The 16,366-nt window shown below is 64.2% G+C and carries 8 protein-coding genes and 1 pseudogene; 7 read left to right on the forward strand and 2 right to left on the reverse strand.

From position 1 onward, the window contains the following. Window positions 1-4 precede the first annotated feature (4 nt). The gene (locus tag QAZ22_RS15495) at window positions 5-2,932 is read right to left on the reverse strand and encodes a glycosyltransferase family 25 protein (protein ID WP_278207652.1); all 2,928 of its coding nucleotides are present in this window, start codon (window positions 2,930-2,932) and stop codon (window positions 5-7) included. A gap of 897 nt (window positions 2,933-3,829) precedes the next feature. Here QAZ22_RS15495 and QAZ22_RS15500 point away from each other — a divergent pair. From QAZ22_RS15500 to QAZ22_RS15525, 6 genes and pseudogenes are all read left to right on the forward strand, one after another. Continuing rightward, window positions 3,830-4,144: a hypothetical protein gene (locus QAZ22_RS15500; RefSeq protein WP_278207653.1), complete on the forward strand. Its 315-nt coding sequence runs from the start codon at window positions 3,830-3,832 to the stop codon at window positions 4,142-4,144. Window positions 4,145-4,232: 88 nt separating this feature from the next. After that, a pseudogene (locus tag QAZ22_RS15505) lies at window positions 4,233-4,676 on the forward strand (DUF4347 domain-containing protein); the annotation flags it as partial. A gap of 2,289 nt (window positions 4,677-6,965) precedes the next feature. Continuing rightward, window positions 6,966-7,775, forward strand: a complete 810-nt coding sequence (locus QAZ22_RS15510; protein WP_278208019.1) for a hypothetical protein — start codon at window positions 6,966-6,968, stop codon at window positions 7,773-7,775. Between the two features lie 114 nt (window positions 7,776-7,889). Beyond that, window positions 7,890-10,265, forward strand: a complete 2,376-nt coding sequence (locus QAZ22_RS15515; protein WP_278207654.1) for a peptidase domain-containing ABC transporter — start codon at window positions 7,890-7,892, stop codon at window positions 10,263-10,265. A 12-nt stretch (window positions 10,266-10,277) separates the two neighbouring features. After that, window positions 10,278-11,684 (forward strand): HlyD family type I secretion periplasmic adaptor subunit, encoded by a 1,407-nt coding sequence (locus tag QAZ22_RS15520; protein ID WP_278207655.1) that lies wholly within the window; start codon window positions 10,278-10,280, stop codon window positions 11,682-11,684. Window position 11,685: 1 nt separating this feature from the next. Beyond that, window positions 11,686-13,419, forward strand: a complete 1,734-nt coding sequence (locus QAZ22_RS15525) for an SEL1-like repeat protein (protein WP_278207656.1) — start codon at window positions 11,686-11,688, stop codon at window positions 13,417-13,419. A gap of 61 nt (window positions 13,420-13,480) precedes the next feature. Here the strand turns inward: QAZ22_RS15525 and QAZ22_RS15530 are convergent, their stop codons facing one another. Then, window positions 13,481-14,626, reverse strand: coding sequence for an NAD(P)/FAD-dependent oxidoreductase (locus tag QAZ22_RS15530; RefSeq protein WP_278207658.1), 1,146 nt, complete (start codon window positions 14,624-14,626; stop codon window positions 13,481-13,483). Between the two features lie 217 nt (window positions 14,627-14,843). On the opposite strand from QAZ22_RS15530, the gene QAZ22_RS15535 reads away from it, so the two are divergent. Next, window positions 14,844-16,220: an aspartate aminotransferase family protein gene (locus tag QAZ22_RS15535; protein ID WP_278207660.1), complete on the forward strand. Its 1,377-nt coding sequence runs from the start codon at window positions 14,844-14,846 to the stop codon at window positions 16,218-16,220. The last annotated feature ends 146 nt before the right edge of the window (window positions 16,221-16,366 follow it).

Raw genomic sequence — 16,366 nt, forward strand, 5'->3', positions numbered from 1 at the left:
CCCCTTACTGCTGCTGGTCCATCGCTATTCGATCCGAAGGCAAGTCGTCATCCAGAATAACGAGTGGGGGCATGCACACGAAGGCCCGCATCGAAGTATATGCGCCGCACATCGCGCAATCGATGCCGGTGTCGTCAAGGACGACGGCGGTTCCAGGAAATGGGATCAGTCTGCTGCGCAGCGGGAGACATTTTTCGAGAAGTATGCGCGCGCCTTTTGGCGTGATCGTGTAGGCCTGCAGCCCAAATGAATGCTCGACCTTGATGAGCGATCTGGGGAATTTCTCGAACTGGAACGAGGTCGTTCTTTTGCTGTATCTCCGGTCGTAGAATTCCAGCTTGGCTTTCGAAAAGCCCAGATCGAGCCATATGAAGGAAGGATCAAATATATAGCCCCATTGTATGATATCCCAATCCGCCGGCGCTTGGGCCATTAAAGTGGCCGCTTCCTCTACAAATTGGAATGAAGATCGAACGTCGTCTTCGAAGATAGTTATTATCTTATTCTGCGAAACTGACTGCTTCCATAGATTGATGTGAGACAGGGCGCATCCCAACGTGCCTGGAGGGTATGCGCAATCGGCAGTTATGAGGCCTTCCTTGATGAGCTCATCCCTGTCCAGCGAAGCCCCGTCAACCGCCGATACGCGAACCGTTTCGCGCCTTAGATGCCAGTTGTTGCTCTGATATTTGTTCCAGCGCTCGACGCTGCGGTCGAGGTTTATCAGGTGAATTTGCGACGAAGCCGTCGACTCGTCAGGTTTGGGCGATGCCGGCGCGGATGCAGGGATCGTGGCGCCGGCAAGCACAGGAGTGTCGCCCGCGTTTTGCAAAAGTTCTCGTGCGCGCTCGATCCCGTCACTCACGTGGTATTCGTGGTCGCCGAAAGTGATGTAGCCGTAGACCTGCCGATTATCCATGTACTGGATGATGCCCGCCTTCCTGGCGCTGTCGGCAAAGATGACGTACTCGTATCGTGACGTGCCGTCGTCATAGGTCAGCTCGTTGAGCACGTCGGCGCGCACGAGATAGGTGCAGTGCACCAGCGGCATCTCGATGACGCCGCGTACATGGCGATTGAGCACCCAGGCATATTGATCGCACTGCCTATAGTAGCCGTTCGCGTCGATCTCGGCGTGGTAGTTCGAATAGTATTGGCCAGGCGAGATGGAGCGGAGCAGGGGAGCGACGATCGGCAGATCGAGCGCGACAAGCTCTCGCAGCGTGGCTGCGCGCACGAAATTGTCGACATCGACGACGAAATAGAAGTCGCAGCCATGCTCGAGCGTCTTCTGCAAACTTATGTTGCGGATTCGCCCGAGCACTTTGAAACGCGTCTCATTCCATTCGTGTTCGCGAAACTGCTCGACCCGATCGGCGACGTCCGAAGCGTCGATCTCGACTGCCGAATAGAGATGACCGACGCGCTCCACCCATTCGCGCAATATGTGCTCGGTCCTGTCGGTGTTGTTGTTCGTTCGGATGTAGAGGACGATCGATTCCTTCGGGTAGTCGAGCGCCTCGATGCATTCGAGGTAAAGGGGGAGTGACGGCTCCTTTTGCTTTGCCAGTATCGATATCAGAACGCGCGGCATGCCCTTCAATCGCGAGCGCAGCGAACGCTGCCGGACCAGCTTGTGCTGTTCGATCAAGGTTTCGCTGCCGAACCGTCCCAACTGCGGTGGTTCGCGCACCTGCAGCTTCTCGGCGGCAAATCGCGCATTGGCCGCCACGCGCTTCAGCATGTCCGACGGCGATTTATCGGAGATCAGCAATTTCAAGCAGGCATCGAGTGACTCGCGGTATGCGCCGGCCCAGTACGCGTTGACGGAAAACTCGTCGAGCAGCCCGTAGTCGTAGACCCAGGGCTGAACGAACAAGCCGGCTGGCGCCTTGAGGTCCAAACCGCGCCGCGCGTACTCCTGCCCTTCGGCGTTCCTGCCCTGGTCGCGGCAATAACGGCTCGCCGCATGCAGCGCCTCCCCGCGGGCCGGCACTGTCTGGGTCGCACGCTCGTAGGCGCCGACGACCTCTTCGAATGGCCGCTCGAGAGCCGCCATCATGTTGCCCGCTTCGAGGAGGCTCACATAGACCTCCTCGTTCCAGAAACCCAGATCGGCGCGCTTCAGGTAGTGTTCCAGCGCCTTCTCGCGCTCGCCGCAATCCCTGTAGCTCTGCGCGAGATAGAACGTGTAGCGCGATATCAGGAACGGGTCGGTCTCGGTTGCGAGCGCGTTCTCCAAGACAGCCGCATCGTCCTGATATTTCCTTGGGTTCTGACTGCGGGCTCCCCCACGTCCGGTCGCAATGCGGAAGCCCTCGGCGTTCAGCCGTGTGATCGGCCCGGGAGGCGCCTCGAGATATTCGTGCAGCACCCCTTTGAAGGAGAAGGGCAGTCGGTTGCGGCAAATCTGCGGGCGGTAGAAAGAGATGTCGCCATGCGACACCTCGATGTCATACAGATCGTGTTCCATCCGCGACTTGAATGCGATCGGCTCGAAGTCGCGATCGACGATCAGCACGTCATCGGCATCGATGATCATCGCATAGTCGATCCATTCCACCTCGCGCAACTGCTCGAGGGCGAAGCTGCGGTTATATGCAAAATCCCGCCATGGCTCGTCGATGACGGCACCTTGGACGTTGTGGGTGGCCAGGAAATCGCGGATTACGTCTTGCGTGCCGTCGGTGGAGCCCGTGTCGACGACGAGCACATAGTCGACCAGTGGAAGTGCGCTGGCGAGGCAGTTCAAGATGACCTTGGCCTCGTTCTTGACGATCATGCACAGGCCGATGGTGCTCATGCCAATCCCTCGGTGGAACGGCGCACGCTGCGCGTCTGTCCGTTCCCGGCAATCATGTTGAAGCAGAGTCGCTTGCCGTTCGTCATTTGCCGACTGTAGGGCTGCCTGATGGCTGCAGACCAAGGCCATATTCGCATTGCGGCGCCATCTGGAACACTGATCCCTTTAGATGAGGATCGGTCCGATTTTACACTCCATGGTGCTCGTCGCCCAGATCGTGCGACAGCCAAACGCTTTACGGCCAGTTGCATTTTCCGTCCCCACACCCGATGCGTCCGCTCCATCGTCAGCCGGCATCTTTCGCCGCGGCCAGGCTTGCTCGTCGGAACAATCTTCAGCTCCGCCGCGATTTTTTCGCGCGACGGCGGACCGACTCTAAGCCTCGGATTTTCAACGCCGTTCGGACCCGGCCAGGGGCCCGGTCACAACTTTATAGTTCATAAGTTGTAAACCAACCCATTTACAAGTTTATAAATTTCGAATTTACTAATATCTAATGCAACGGGAGGGTAGCCGCAGGCCGGGCGGGAACGCCGTGGGTTTGCGGATGTCTGCGAAGCTAGTGGAGTATCCGGGAACAAAGCCACCTCCTGCGAGGGGGCTTTGACAGCACGCGCGCGTGCCGTCGTTTCAACATCAGCCTGTCAGCCAGGCCCGACGATTCCCAATCGATGTTCCCTCGCAAGTAGTCCGGGTTCCCTCGCAGGTCGTCGCCGAGCGATCGCGACACGCGTGATGGAGTTGACAGTGGTTCGAGTGTTGCCGCCCACCTGCGGGTGCCGCGCCGATGCGGCCTTGCCCCCGCGCCTGACTCCTCCGAATCTTTCCGCCCGCAACGGTCGCCCAGCGATCGGCAGGCGCTCGGCGATGATTTCGCTCAGTGAACGACGGGGCCTTTCCCGAATTCGACAATCCTTGGCGTCCGTTACCGTGGCCCGCCCGGCCCGGTTACGAGCGCCGGGCACCGACTGAACACAAGGAACGAGACAGGACAAACAGCGGCGCAGGCCGACCGAGGAGGATGTGATGAGCTACACAGCAAGCTTTGCGGTCACGGAAGTCACGGTTCGCGGCGTCTTGCCCATCGGCGACACGACCGAGAACGCAACCTATTTCATCCTGGATACGGCAAAAAGCGCGATCGTGGGCCAGGTCATGCTCCCCAAGGCCGTCAAGCGAAGCCTCGCTGTCGCGCTCACGGTCAAAGTCCCAAGCAGCGCCGGTTCATTGGCGATCGGCACGTTTGACGATGGCGGGAACTTCCAGGTTGCCAGCTTCCTGCGGGTAGAGATCCCCACTGTTCAAAGACCCGACGGAGCCGTCGGGGCATCCGGAAGGTGATCCCGTCCGATCCATTGCCTGTCGCTCGCCCGCCAAAACAGCGGGCGGTTTCCCCCTGAATTGAATTTGACGCCAACAGGAGCCAGTCATGGCCCGTGCCTCTGAAATTCTCTTTGTGGATTCTTCAATTTCCGACATCCAGACCGTTCTCGGCAATTTGAGGCCCGAAGTGCGGGCTGTCGCGCTCGATGGCCGCCGACCGGCCGCGCAACAGATCGCCGCCGCCCTCGAAGGACAGGAGGAACTCGACGCCGTCCACATCATGGCGCATGGAGCGCCAGGGCGCGTGAAGCTGGCTGGAGGAGACTGGACGGCCGCCTCATTGAAGGAACAGGCCGATGATTTCGTTGCAATCGGCAGGGCGCTCGCAGTGCATGGCGAGCTTCGGCTGTGGAGCTGCGAAACGGCGTTGGGAAGCGCTGGCGAGATTTTCGTTGCGGCATTGGAAGAGGCGGTAGGCGCGGACGTCCGTGCCTCGACGTCGCTGGTTGGCGCGGCCGCCCTGGGCGGCTCTTGGGAACTGCCGAAATACGCGCCCTCTTCGCCTTTGCCGCCAATCACTTTAGCTGGCGTAGCGAATTACGCGGGGATACTTGACGCAGGTAACCTGACGCTTTCTGGTTTTACGGATTCAGGTAGTAGCAAAAGTATTAATACATACTATCTTATCGATACAAACAATACGCTAACAACGGCCGATGATACTGTCGTTGGTAGCTTTGTTCTTAATTCTTCAGCCAATAGCGTGGCTCCAAATTTTGCAGTAACAATAACAGTCCCGGATATCTCTCATACATATCTTATCTATGATTCAGGATTCCGCCAATACGGTACGCTTACGCCTGTCGCCGACGTCGACCCCGCCACTCCGGGCGACCAACCGGGTTATGATTTCACCACCACGACCATCAATAACGTCGGCGCTCCCGGCAACGATGGCAATCACTTTAATGATGGCCTTTTAACTCTCGCGAGCTCTGGTGCCGTGGGCGCAACAGGCCCGGCGGGTGCTACCGGCGCCACAGGCGCGACCGGGGCCACCGGTGCGACTGGCGCGACAGGCGATACCGGTGCGACTGGCGCGACAGGTGATACGGGTGCGACAGGTGCCACGGGTGATACCGGTGCGACTGGCGACACCGGCGCCACAGGTGCGACCGGCGACACCGGTGCAACAGGCGCGACCGGCGATACTGGCGCCACAGGTGCGACCGGTGCAACGGGCGCCACAGGTGCGACTGGCGATACTGGTGCGACCGGAGCCACGGGTGCAACCGGTGCGACCGGCGATACGGGCGCCACAGGTGCTACGGGTGATACCGGCGCTACAGGTGCGACTGGCGACACCGGCGCCACAGGTGCGACCGGCGACACCGGTGCAACAGGCGCGACCGGCGCCACAGGTGCGACTGGTGACACGGGTGCAACAGGCGCGACCGGCGATACTGGCGCCACAGGTGCGACCGGTGCAACGGGCGCCACAGGTGCGACTGGCGATACTGGTGCGACCGGAGCCACGGGTGCAACCGGAGCGACAGGTGCGACCGGCGCAACCGGAGCGACTGGTGCCACAGGTGCGACCGGCGCGACCGGAGCCACAGGTGCGACCGGTGCAACGGGAGCCACAGGTGCGACTGGCGATACCGGTGCGACCGGAGCCACGGGTGCAACCGGAGCGACAGGTGCGACTGGTGAGACTGGAGCCACGGGTGCCACAGGTGCGACCGGAGCGACTGGTGCCACAGGTGCGACCGGTGAGACCGGAGCCACAGGTGCGACTGGAGCGACCGGCGCGACTGGTGCCACCGGAGCGACTGGTGCCACAGGTGCGACCGGCGAAACCGGAGCCACAGGTGCAACCGGAGCGACCGGCGCGACTGGCGCGACCGGTGAGACCGGAGCGACGGGCGCGACCGGAGCAACTGGTGCCACGGGTGCGACCGGCGAAACCGGAGCCACGGGTGCGACCGGCGCGACTGGAGCTACTGGAGCGACCGGCGCGACTGGTGCCACCGGAGCAACTGGTGCCACAGGTGCAACCGGAGCGACCGGCGCGACTGGCGCGACCGGTGAGACTGGAGCGACGGGCGCGACCGGAGCGACTGGTGCCACGGGTGCGACCGGCGCGACTGGAGCTACTGGAGCGACCGGCGCGACTGGAGCCACAGGTGCAACCGGAGCCACAGGCGCGACTGGAGCTACGGGTGCGACCGGCGAAACCGGAGCCACGGGTGCGACTGGAGCTACTGGCGCGACCGGAGCCACAGGCGCGACTGGAGCCACAGGCGCGACTGGAGCTACTGGTGCCACGGGTGCGACCGGCGAAACCGGAGCCACAGGTGCGACTGGCGCGACTGGTGCCACCGGAGCAACTGGCGCTACGGGTGCTACCGGAGCCACGGGTGCAACCGGAGCAACGGGCGCGACTGGAGCCACTGGCGCGACTGGTGCCACGGGGGCGACCGGCGAAACCGGAGCCACGGGTGCGACCGGCGCGACCGGCGCGACTGGTGCCACCGGAGCAACTGGCGCTACGGGTGCTACCGGAGCCACGGGTGCAACCGGAGCAACGGGCGCGACTGGAGCCACTGGCGCGACTGGTGCCACGGGTGCGACCGGCGAAACCGGAGCCACAGGTGCGACCGGTGCCACAGGCGCAACGGGAGCGACCGGAGCCACAGGTGCAACCGGAGCGACCGGCGCGACTGGTGCCACGGGGGCGACCGGCGAAACCGGCGCCACGGGTGCTACTGGCGCGACCGGCGCGACTGGAGCCACTGGCGCGACCGGAGCCACGGGTGCAACCGGAGCGACTGGAGCCATGGGTGCGACCGGAGCGACTGGAGCGACTGGCGCGACTGGAGCTACTGGAGCGACCGGCGCGACCGGAGCCACGGGTGCAACCGGCGCTACTGGAGCCACCGGCGCTACAGGTGAAACTGGTGCCACAGGTGCGACCGGAGCGACTGGAGCCACGGGTGCAACCGGCGAAACCGGAGCCACGGGTGCAACGGGAGCGACCGGAACTACTGGCGCGACGGGCGCTACCGGAGCCACGGGTGCGACCGGTGAGACCGGAGCCACGGGTGCAACCGGCGCGACTGGTTCCACTGGAGCCACGGGCTCGACCGGTTCGACGGGAGCTACCGGCTCGACCGGAGCCACCGGCCCAACCGGAGCGACCGGCGCAGGCGGCGGAACGGGTGATCGCGAGCATGGCAACAATGGTGGCGGCAATGATCCTGACGGAAGCGACAGCAGCAACCCGGGCAAGGGTCATCCTAATGACGGCACCGACAATGACGGCTCGCCGGGCAATGGCGGCAAGGCCAGCATCACGGCCAACACGCTGGGGCTGACGGACACCAAGAAGTTCCTGCAGTCCGCCGGCAGCGACACCGGTGGCGGCAAGGGCTCGTTCAAGCAGCTCGTCAGCCAGGCTGTCGGTGCGGTGACGACCGATCTCTTGAACGTCCTCAACACGGTCAAGGGCTTCGGCCAGAGCCAGAACAAGCCGTCCGGCGCCACCTCCGACCTGACTTCGGACAAGGGCAAGCAGGGTGCCGGCTATGCCCAGACCGACGACACGCTGAAGAAGGCTCTGAAGGATATTCTCAAGCCGAATGAGTGAGTGTTGGTCGAAAACAGCGCGCGCGGGCCTTGCGGAAACGCAGGGCCCGCGTGCTCGTGATTCCGGCGCGGGCAATGGGCTCGTCCCGCGGTCAATTCCGGACTATGATGAGGCTTGCCAGAAACCCCGGCTGACGCGGCGCGCCGGGAGCATGCCCTCGCTTGTAGGTCGCAGGGGGAGTGCAGGGTGAGCGCATATTTGAGCCCGGTGGCCGAACCGATCCCGACCCGCGCCGACGCGGAAGCGGACGCGGTCGGCAAAGCTGGCAGCGAGAGCGGAGCGGGGCGGTTTCCCGGCGGTCCCGCCGGGTTCGAGCACGTCGCGCCGCGCCTCAAGGCGATGATCCGGGTCGCGCGTTATCACGGTTTCGAACTCGACCCGAACGAATTCAGGGCGGCGAGCGCGGGCAAGTTTGCAAACGCCGCCGACCTTTCCCAATGGGCGCAGAGCGGCGGCATGTGGTCGCGCGCGGTTCGCATCCGCTGGTCACATCTCCTGCGCTTCGAGCAGACTGGGCCCGTCGTCCTTTTGTTCAGCGACGGCGGAGCAGGCCTTCTTACCGGGGCCAGCGCCGAGCGCAATGTCGTTTACCTGAAGAGCGTCGATGCGCCGGACGATGCGGAAGGCGTAGCCATCGACGAACTGCGACTGCTGCAGGTGTGGTCGGGCGAGGCCGTTCTGCTGCGGCCGGCGCGGTCGTACATCGCAGCGGACGCGCCCTTCACGTTCGGCTGGCTGGTCGATCTCGTGCGGCTCGAAAGCCGGCCCTTGCGCGACATCGGCATCGCCTCCTTCACGCTCTCCGTCCTGACCATCCTGCCCCCGCTTATCGTCATGACGGTGGTCAACAAGGTGCTGCAGTTCTCCAGCATCTCGACCCTGGCGTTGCTGAGTGCGATCATAGCCGTCGTCTTCGTCTACGAGACGCTGCTCGGTCACGCGCGGCGACTGATCGTCAACGTCGTCGGCGCGCGGCTGGACACCAAGCTGAACCTGCACGTCTTCAGCCGGCTCCTGCGCCTGCCGCTGGACTATTTCGAGCGTCATCCGGCCGGCGAAACCCTATACCATCTCGCCCAGGTCTATCGCATCCGCGAGTTCCTGACGGGAAAGCTTCTCACCACGTTCCTGGATCTGATCACGCTCGCCGTGCTGATCCCGGTCATTTTCTACATCAACGCCACGCTCGCCTGGATGGTGCTCGCCTGCGCGGTCGTGATCGTCTCGATCATCTTCGCCTTCCTTGTGCCGCTGCGCCGAAGATACCAGCAAGTGGTCGATGCCGAGACCTGGAAATCGGCGGCGCTCGGCGAAACCGTCGTCGGCATCAAGACGGTGAAGGCGCTCGGCCTCGAACCGCAACGCAACGCGCTGTGGGACGAACGGGTGGCGGATGCCGGCAAGGCGCGTCTCGCCTTCGGTCAGCTCGCCAACTGGCCGCAAACCCTCGTCACGCCTATCGAACGCGTCATGGTCCTCGGCACCATGCTGATCGGCGCCTATCTCGCCATGAACGACCGCTCGGGCTACATGGTCGGCAGCCTGTTCGCCTTCATGATGATCGCACAGCGCGTCGCGCAGCCGCTGGTCGGCCTGGCCCGGCTGGTCGAAGATTACGAGGAGGTCGGGGCCGCGATCGGCGAGGCGGCATCGGTCCTCAACCGCCCGTTGGAAAGCAGCTCTCATTCGGCGGGCTTGCGGCCAAAGCTCGTCGGGGAAATCAGCTTCAGCGACCTGACCTTCAGCTATATCGGCACCAAGACGCCGGCGCTCGACCGGGTCAGCTTCGAGATTCCGGCAGGCACGATGTTCGGCATTGTCGGGCGCAGCGGATCCGGAAAGTCGACGATCGCGCGCCTGCTGCAGGGGATCAATCGCGACTACAGCGGCTTCCTCAAGCTTGACGGCGTCGACCTCAAGGAAATCAACCTGCGTCACCTTCGCCAGGGACTGGGCGTGGTGCTCCAGGACAATTTCCTTTTCCGCGGTTCGATCAGGGACAATATCATCGCCGGACGTCCCGGCCTGACGCTTTCCGACGCCATGCGCGCCGCTCAGCTTGCCGGCGCTGCCGAGTTCATCGAACGCATGCCGAACGGTTACGACACCTATATCGAGGAAGGCTCGCCCAACCTGTCGGGCGGCCAGAGGCAGCGGCTGGCGATCGCCCGCGCGCTCATCCACGATCCGACCGTCCTGATCCTGGACGAAGCGACGAGCGCGCTCGACCCCGAGAGCGAGGCGGTGGTCAGCGCCAATCTCATGCGCATCGCCAGCGGGCGCACGGTTATCATCGTTTCACACCGGCTAGCCTCGCTCACCGAATGCGACCACATCCTGGTCATGGACCAGGGCAAGGTGCTCGACGTCGCGCCGCATTCCGTCCTTCTGGAGCGGTGCGCAGTCTACCGCCAGCTTTGGTTCCAGCAGAACCGGCATCTTGATGGCCGACATGGTCGTCTGGCGGCTGTACCGCCTCGTCCCGTCTGAGCTCGGCCGGCCATGAGCAGCACCACCTATTCCACCCTTCCTGTCCGACGGCGTCGGACAGAGGTCAGCGATCCCACCGCGCCCGCGATTCTCGAATTCCAGTGGCCGTCGACGGCGGTCGCCAACGCGCCCATTCCGCGGGTGGCGCGCGGCATCGTCTGGATCATCACGAGCATGGTCGTCGCGTTAATCACACTTGCGGCCCTGATACCGGTCGACCAGGTCGTCACGACGAGGGGCCTGGTGGTCTCGCAGACGCCCAACATCATCGTTCAGCCACTGGAGACGGCGATCGTGCGCTCGATCGAGGTGCGCGAAGGACAGCGTGTGAAGGCCGGGCAGGTGCTCGCCCGTCTCGACGCCACCTTTGCCTCGGCCGACCTCACTGCGTTGGCTACCCAGGTCACGACGCTCGAAGCCGAGGTGGCGCGCTTGAAGGCGGAAGCCGACGGGAAGCCTTTCAACTATGACGGACTGGACCCGAGCTGGACATTGCAGGCATCGATCTTCGATCGCCGCAAGGCTGTCTACGATGCCAAGCTGGAAAGCTTCGACCGTCAGAAAGACGAGCTCAGTTCCGTCATCTCACGCTCGCAGTCCGATGCCGACGGCTACCGGCAGCGGCTGGCAGTGGCGGCGTCGATCGAAAAGATGCGCCAGCAACTCGAAGAGAGACAGGTCGGAAGCCGCCTCAACACGCTTATCGCCGAGGACAATTCGGCGGAAATGTCGCGCTCGCTCAGCAATGCCGAGCAGACGACCGAGGCGGCCAAGCGCCAGCAGGCGGCAGTTGCGGCAGAGCGTGACGGCTACATTCAGAGCTGGCGCGCCGACGTCTCGCAGAGCCTGTCGGAAGCCAATTCGCGGATGTCCGACGCCCGCGAGCTGCTCAACAAGGCGAAGCTTCGCAAGCAACTGGTGGAGCTGAGGAGCGAAGCCGACGCCACCGTCCAGTCGGTGGCCAAGGTCTCCGTCGGCTCGGTCCTGCAGTCCGGCGAGCGATTGATCACGCTGGTTCCGGCGGACGCGGTGCTCGAGATCGAGACGAACATTGTCGGCCGCAGCAGCGGCTTCGTCCATGTCGGCGATCCCGTGGCGATCAAGTTCGATACCTTCCCCTATTCGCAATATGGCCTGGCGCACGGAACGGTCCGCACGGTCAGCCCGGATTCCTTCTCGGCCAGGGAGCAGGCGCGCGACCCGAACAGCTCGCTGGCGATGCTGCCCGCCGATGCCGACTTGTTCTATCGCACGCAGATTTCCATCGACGACGTCGCCCTCCACGGCGTGCCCGCCGACTTCGCGGTAAGTCCCGGCATGCCGGTCACCGCGGACGTGAAGGTAGGTCGCCGCACCGTCCTCAAATATATTCTCGGCGCGATGCTGCCGATCGGTCAGGAAGCGATGCGGGAGCCGTGACATGGCGATCCTGGATCGGCTGACTGGACGCATCCACCCGGCGCTGGCGCTGCGCAGAGCGATGCAGCTTGCCGAAAATGGAAAGCCCGCCGAGGCCTTTCCGCTCATGGCGATCGCCGCACGTGCGGGCATTCCAGAGGCCGAGTACCGTGTCGCCCGTTGCTACCTTGAAGGCCTGGGCGTGCCGCCGAGCCAATCGGAGGGCGCGCGCTGGCTGCGGCGGGCCGCCGACCGTGGAAGCGCCGACGCGCAGGCGCTTTTCGCCGCGCTTTGCGTGGCCGGACTGGCAGGGCACGAAGACGGCGAAGGCGGCGCCAATTCGGAAAGCCTGTTCAAATCGGAATTCTCGCAAGATCCTGATTTCGAGGCAGCGTTGCGGTTCGCCCGAAAAGCGGCGGAGGCCGGCTCCGCAACCGGGCAGGCAATACTCGGCTACATCCTGACCAAAGGCCCGAAGGCCATGCGCGATCTCGATGCCGCGCATGGCTGGTACGAGAAATCCGCGGCTGCCGGCTGTCCGGAGGGATGCCTTGGCCTTGCCCTGTCGCTCGCCCGACGCAGGCAACCGGAGCAGAGGGTCAGGATCGCCGCGGAGCTGCGGCGCGCCGCGGATGCCGGCCTGCCGACGGCGATCTATTTTCTTGCGGTCCTCACCGAGCACGGAATGGGCGTGCCCGTCGACCTGGAGTCGGCTGAGGCACTCTACCGGCTTGCCGCGGAAAAGGGCTTTGCCTCGGCGCAGTTTCGGCTGGGACTCGCTCTGATCGAGGGCAGCCTGTCGCGTCAGGATCCGGTCGCCGGCGAGGCGTGGATGCGCCGCGCGGCACTGGCCGGAAATCTCGACGCGGCTCATCGCCTCGGCGAACACTATGTGAAAGGCCCCCGGCCGGACTATGCCGAAGCCGCGACATGGTATCGGCGGGCCGCGGAGAGTGGCCATCAGCTGGCTGCCCGCGCTTTGGCGTCGCTCTATCTGTCGGGGAATGGTGTTGCCCGGGACGTCGAGGAAGGAACGCGCTGGCTGCGCGCCGCCGCTAATGACGGCAATCGCCAATCGCAAGTCGATCTCGCGAACCTTGTCCTCGAAGGCGCAGGCGAAGCGGACGACGGTATCAACGTCGCAGCGTGGTTTGGGGCGACGGCTTCGTCGGGTGACCTGGTCGCGGCCTTCAATCTCGGGCTCTGTTTCGCCGAGGGGGTAGGAGTGCGCAAGGACCAGGAGCGGGCGGCGCAATGGACGAGGCGCGCGGCCGAAGGCGTGGCCGAGGCGCAGTATATGTATGGGCGCATGCTGCAGGAGGGCCGCGGCGTGACCGCCGACCAGAGCGAGGCTCGTATCTGGTTCGAGCGGGCCGCCAATGCCGGCATGGTGGACGCGCAGGTGGCTCTCGCCGAAATGCTTTACAACGGGCATGGCGGAGAACGCTCGTTTGCATCCTCGGCGCATCTCTTCAAACAGGCTGCCGCTGCGGGCCATGCCGGGGCGATGTTCGCGATCGGGGCGCTCTACGAGACCGGGCAGGGCCTGTCTCTCGATCGCAAGGCGGCGCAGAAATGGTTCGCAGCCGCCGCCGAACGAGGTCATGGACATGCGCAGCTCATGCTAGGCCGCTATCTCTCCAAGGGCATCGCCGGTGAACACGACTTGCCCGCTGCTCGGATCTGGCTCGAACGGGCGGCTGCTCAAGGCGTCGATGAAGCCGCCGAGGAGCTCGCCGATGCCGAGCCAGGTTAGAGGCGACTGATAAATCCGGAAGGGCGCGATCGGTCAGCGCCGGCTTCCGGCGCAATGCGGCTCACGATACGGCGGCGACTTCGGTCAGCTCTCTCGCCGGCACAATGATGCGCGTCACATGCTCGGCGATCGCCAGGCTCGAAGTCAGGCCGGGACTTTCAATGCCGAACAGATTGACCAGCCCCGCAATGCCATGGATCGAGGCATCCTGGATGACGAAGTCGCTGTTGGCTTCACCTGGGCCGGAGAGCTTCGGCCGGATGCCGCTATAGGCCGGCTGCAGGCTGCCGTCGGCCAGTTCCGGCCAGTATTTGCGAATCGCGGCGTAGAAGCGTTCGCCGCGTGCCGGATCGACCCGGTAGTCGAGCACCTCCGTCCATTCGACGTCCGGTCCGAACCTAGCCGTGCCGGCAAGGTCGAACGTCAGATGGACGCCAAGCCCACCAGGCTCGGGCACCGGATAGACGAGGTGCGAGAAGGGCGAGCGGCCGGCCACCGAAAAGTAGTTGCCCTTGGCGTAGCGAAGCGTGGGCAGGAACCGCCGGTCGAATCCTTCGAGCGCGCCGGCCAGCGCGACCGCGCCCAGGCCGGCCGCGTTGACGAGACGCGACGTGGCGATCTCGAAACCGTTGCCGGTCGCCGTGTCGGTCGTCTGGAGCACGATTTGGCCGGGCTCGATACGGCCCGAAACGATGCGTGTATTGAGCGAGAGCATCGCGCCGTTTTCCTCGGCGTCGCCGAGCAGCGTCAGCATCAGGGCGTGGCTGTCGATGATGCCCGTCGAGGGCGAAAGCAGCGCCTTCGTGCAATGCAGCGCCGGCTCCAGCGCTTGCGCCTCGGCGACGGAGAGAAAGCGCAGATCGGCGACGTCGCAAGCGGCCGCACCGGCGCGGATCGTGGCGAGCACGGGCTCCTGCGCTTCGTCGGTCGCGACGATCAGCTTTCCGCAACGCCGGTGCGGGATCGAGCGTTCCATCGCGTAGCGGTAGAGCATGTCGCGCCCGGCAACGCAGAGCCGGCCCTTCAGCGATCCTTGCGGATAGTGGATCCCGGCATGAATGACTTCCGAATTGCGCGAGCTCGTCTCGGTGCCGATGGCATCCGCCGCTTCGAGGATCAGCGTGTCGAGGCCCTGCGCCGCCAGGCCGCGCGCGATCGCAAGGCCGATGACGCCGGCCCCGGCCACTATGCAGTCGACCTGTTCCATGTCGCATCTCTTCGGTTGCGTACGCGTTGCTCCTGCAGGGACTATACCGTCTCCGTCTGCCTTGGAAATCTCATGGCGCTATCGATTGTGACACAGCGGCTCTTGCGGCCGCATCTCGCCATAAGGCATCAAGCTGCGGATGCGAGGCGGATTCCCGGAGTTTCTCGACAGGGGGAGGGGTCCTGTCTTTCGCTTCCGCCTGCCGACAGGAGCCATCATGGACGCCAGACCGAATTCCCCTGAAGCCCGCGACATCCGCTACCACATGCATGCCTACACCAATGCCCGCAAGCATCAGGAGACGGGTCCGCTGGTCATCGAAAAGGGCGACGGCGTCTATGTCGAGGACATCGCCGGCAACCGCTACATCGAGGCGATGGCCGGCCTTTGGAGCGTCGCCGTCGGCTTCTCGGAAAAGCGGCTGGTCGAGGCCGCCACGCGGCAGATGTCGAAGCTGCCCTTCTATCACGACTTCGGCTCGAAGGCGCATTCGCCACTGATCGACCTGGCGGAGAAGCTGGTGCAGATGGCGCCGGTGCCGATGAGCAAGGCCTATTTCACCAATTCCGGTTCCGAGGCCAACGACACGGCGATCAAGATGATCTGGTACCGGTCGAACGCGCTCGGCCAGCCGGCGCGCAAGAAGATCATCAGCCGCAAGCGCGGCTATCACGGCGTCACCATCGCGTCCGCAAGCCTGACCGGGCTGCCGAACAATCATCTTTCCTTCGACCTGCCGATCGCCAATATCCTGCACACGTCGACGCCGCATCATTGGCGCGATGCCGAGCCCGGCGAAAGCGAGGAGCAGTTCTCCAGCCGGCTGGCCGACGATCTCGAGAAACTGATCCTCGCCGAGGGACCGGAAACCATCGCCGCCTTCATCGGCGAGCCGATCATGGGCGCCGGCGGTGTCGTCGTGCCGCCTGCCGGCTATTGGGAAAAGATCCAGACGGTGCTGTCGAAATACGGCATCCTGCTAGTGGCCGACGAGGTGATCTGCGGCTTCGGCCGCACCGGCCAGATGTTCGGCTCGCAGACCTTCGGCATCAAGCCGGACATCATGGTGCTGTCGAAGCAGATCTCGTCTTCCTACCTGCCGATCTCGGCACTGCTGATCAACGATCGTGTGTTCGAGCCGATCGCCGACGAGAGCAACCGCATCGGCACGTTCGGCCACGGCTTCACCGGCGGCGGGCATCCGGTCGCGGCGGCGGTGGCGCTGGAAAATATCAAGTTGATCGAGGAGCGCGATCTCGTCGGCAACGCGCGCAAGGTCGGCGCGCATTTGAAGGCGCGGCTGCGCAAGCTCGTCTCGCATCCGCTGGTGGGAGAAGTGCGCGGCGTAGGCCTGATCGCCGCCGTCGAGCTGGTCGCCGACAAGGCGAGCAAGGCGGCGTGGGGCAAGCCGGCCGCGCTCGGCGCGCTGGTCAACGGCTTCATGCAGCAGAATGGCGTCATCTCGCGCAACATGGGCGACGCCATCGCCTTCTGTCCGCCGCTGATCATCACCGAGGCCCAGGTCGATGCCCTGGTCGACGCGTTCGAGCGATCGCTCGACGAGGCGCTGCCGCAGGTTCACCCGCAGGGCTGAACCAACCCCTCTTACGCAATGCTTCCCGATGGTCGAGATCGCGATCGAAGTCGGCTTCGAGAACGCCTCGCACTTCTCCAAGCCCTTTCGCGAGACGCTCCGCCCGCCGCCCAGCAAGGCGGGCCGGCAAGCCAAAACTGACTTGC

The organism is Mesorhizobium sp. WSM4906, from assembly GCF_029674625.1.
Classification (GTDB): Bacteria; Pseudomonadota; Alphaproteobacteria; order Rhizobiales; family Rhizobiaceae; genus Mesorhizobium.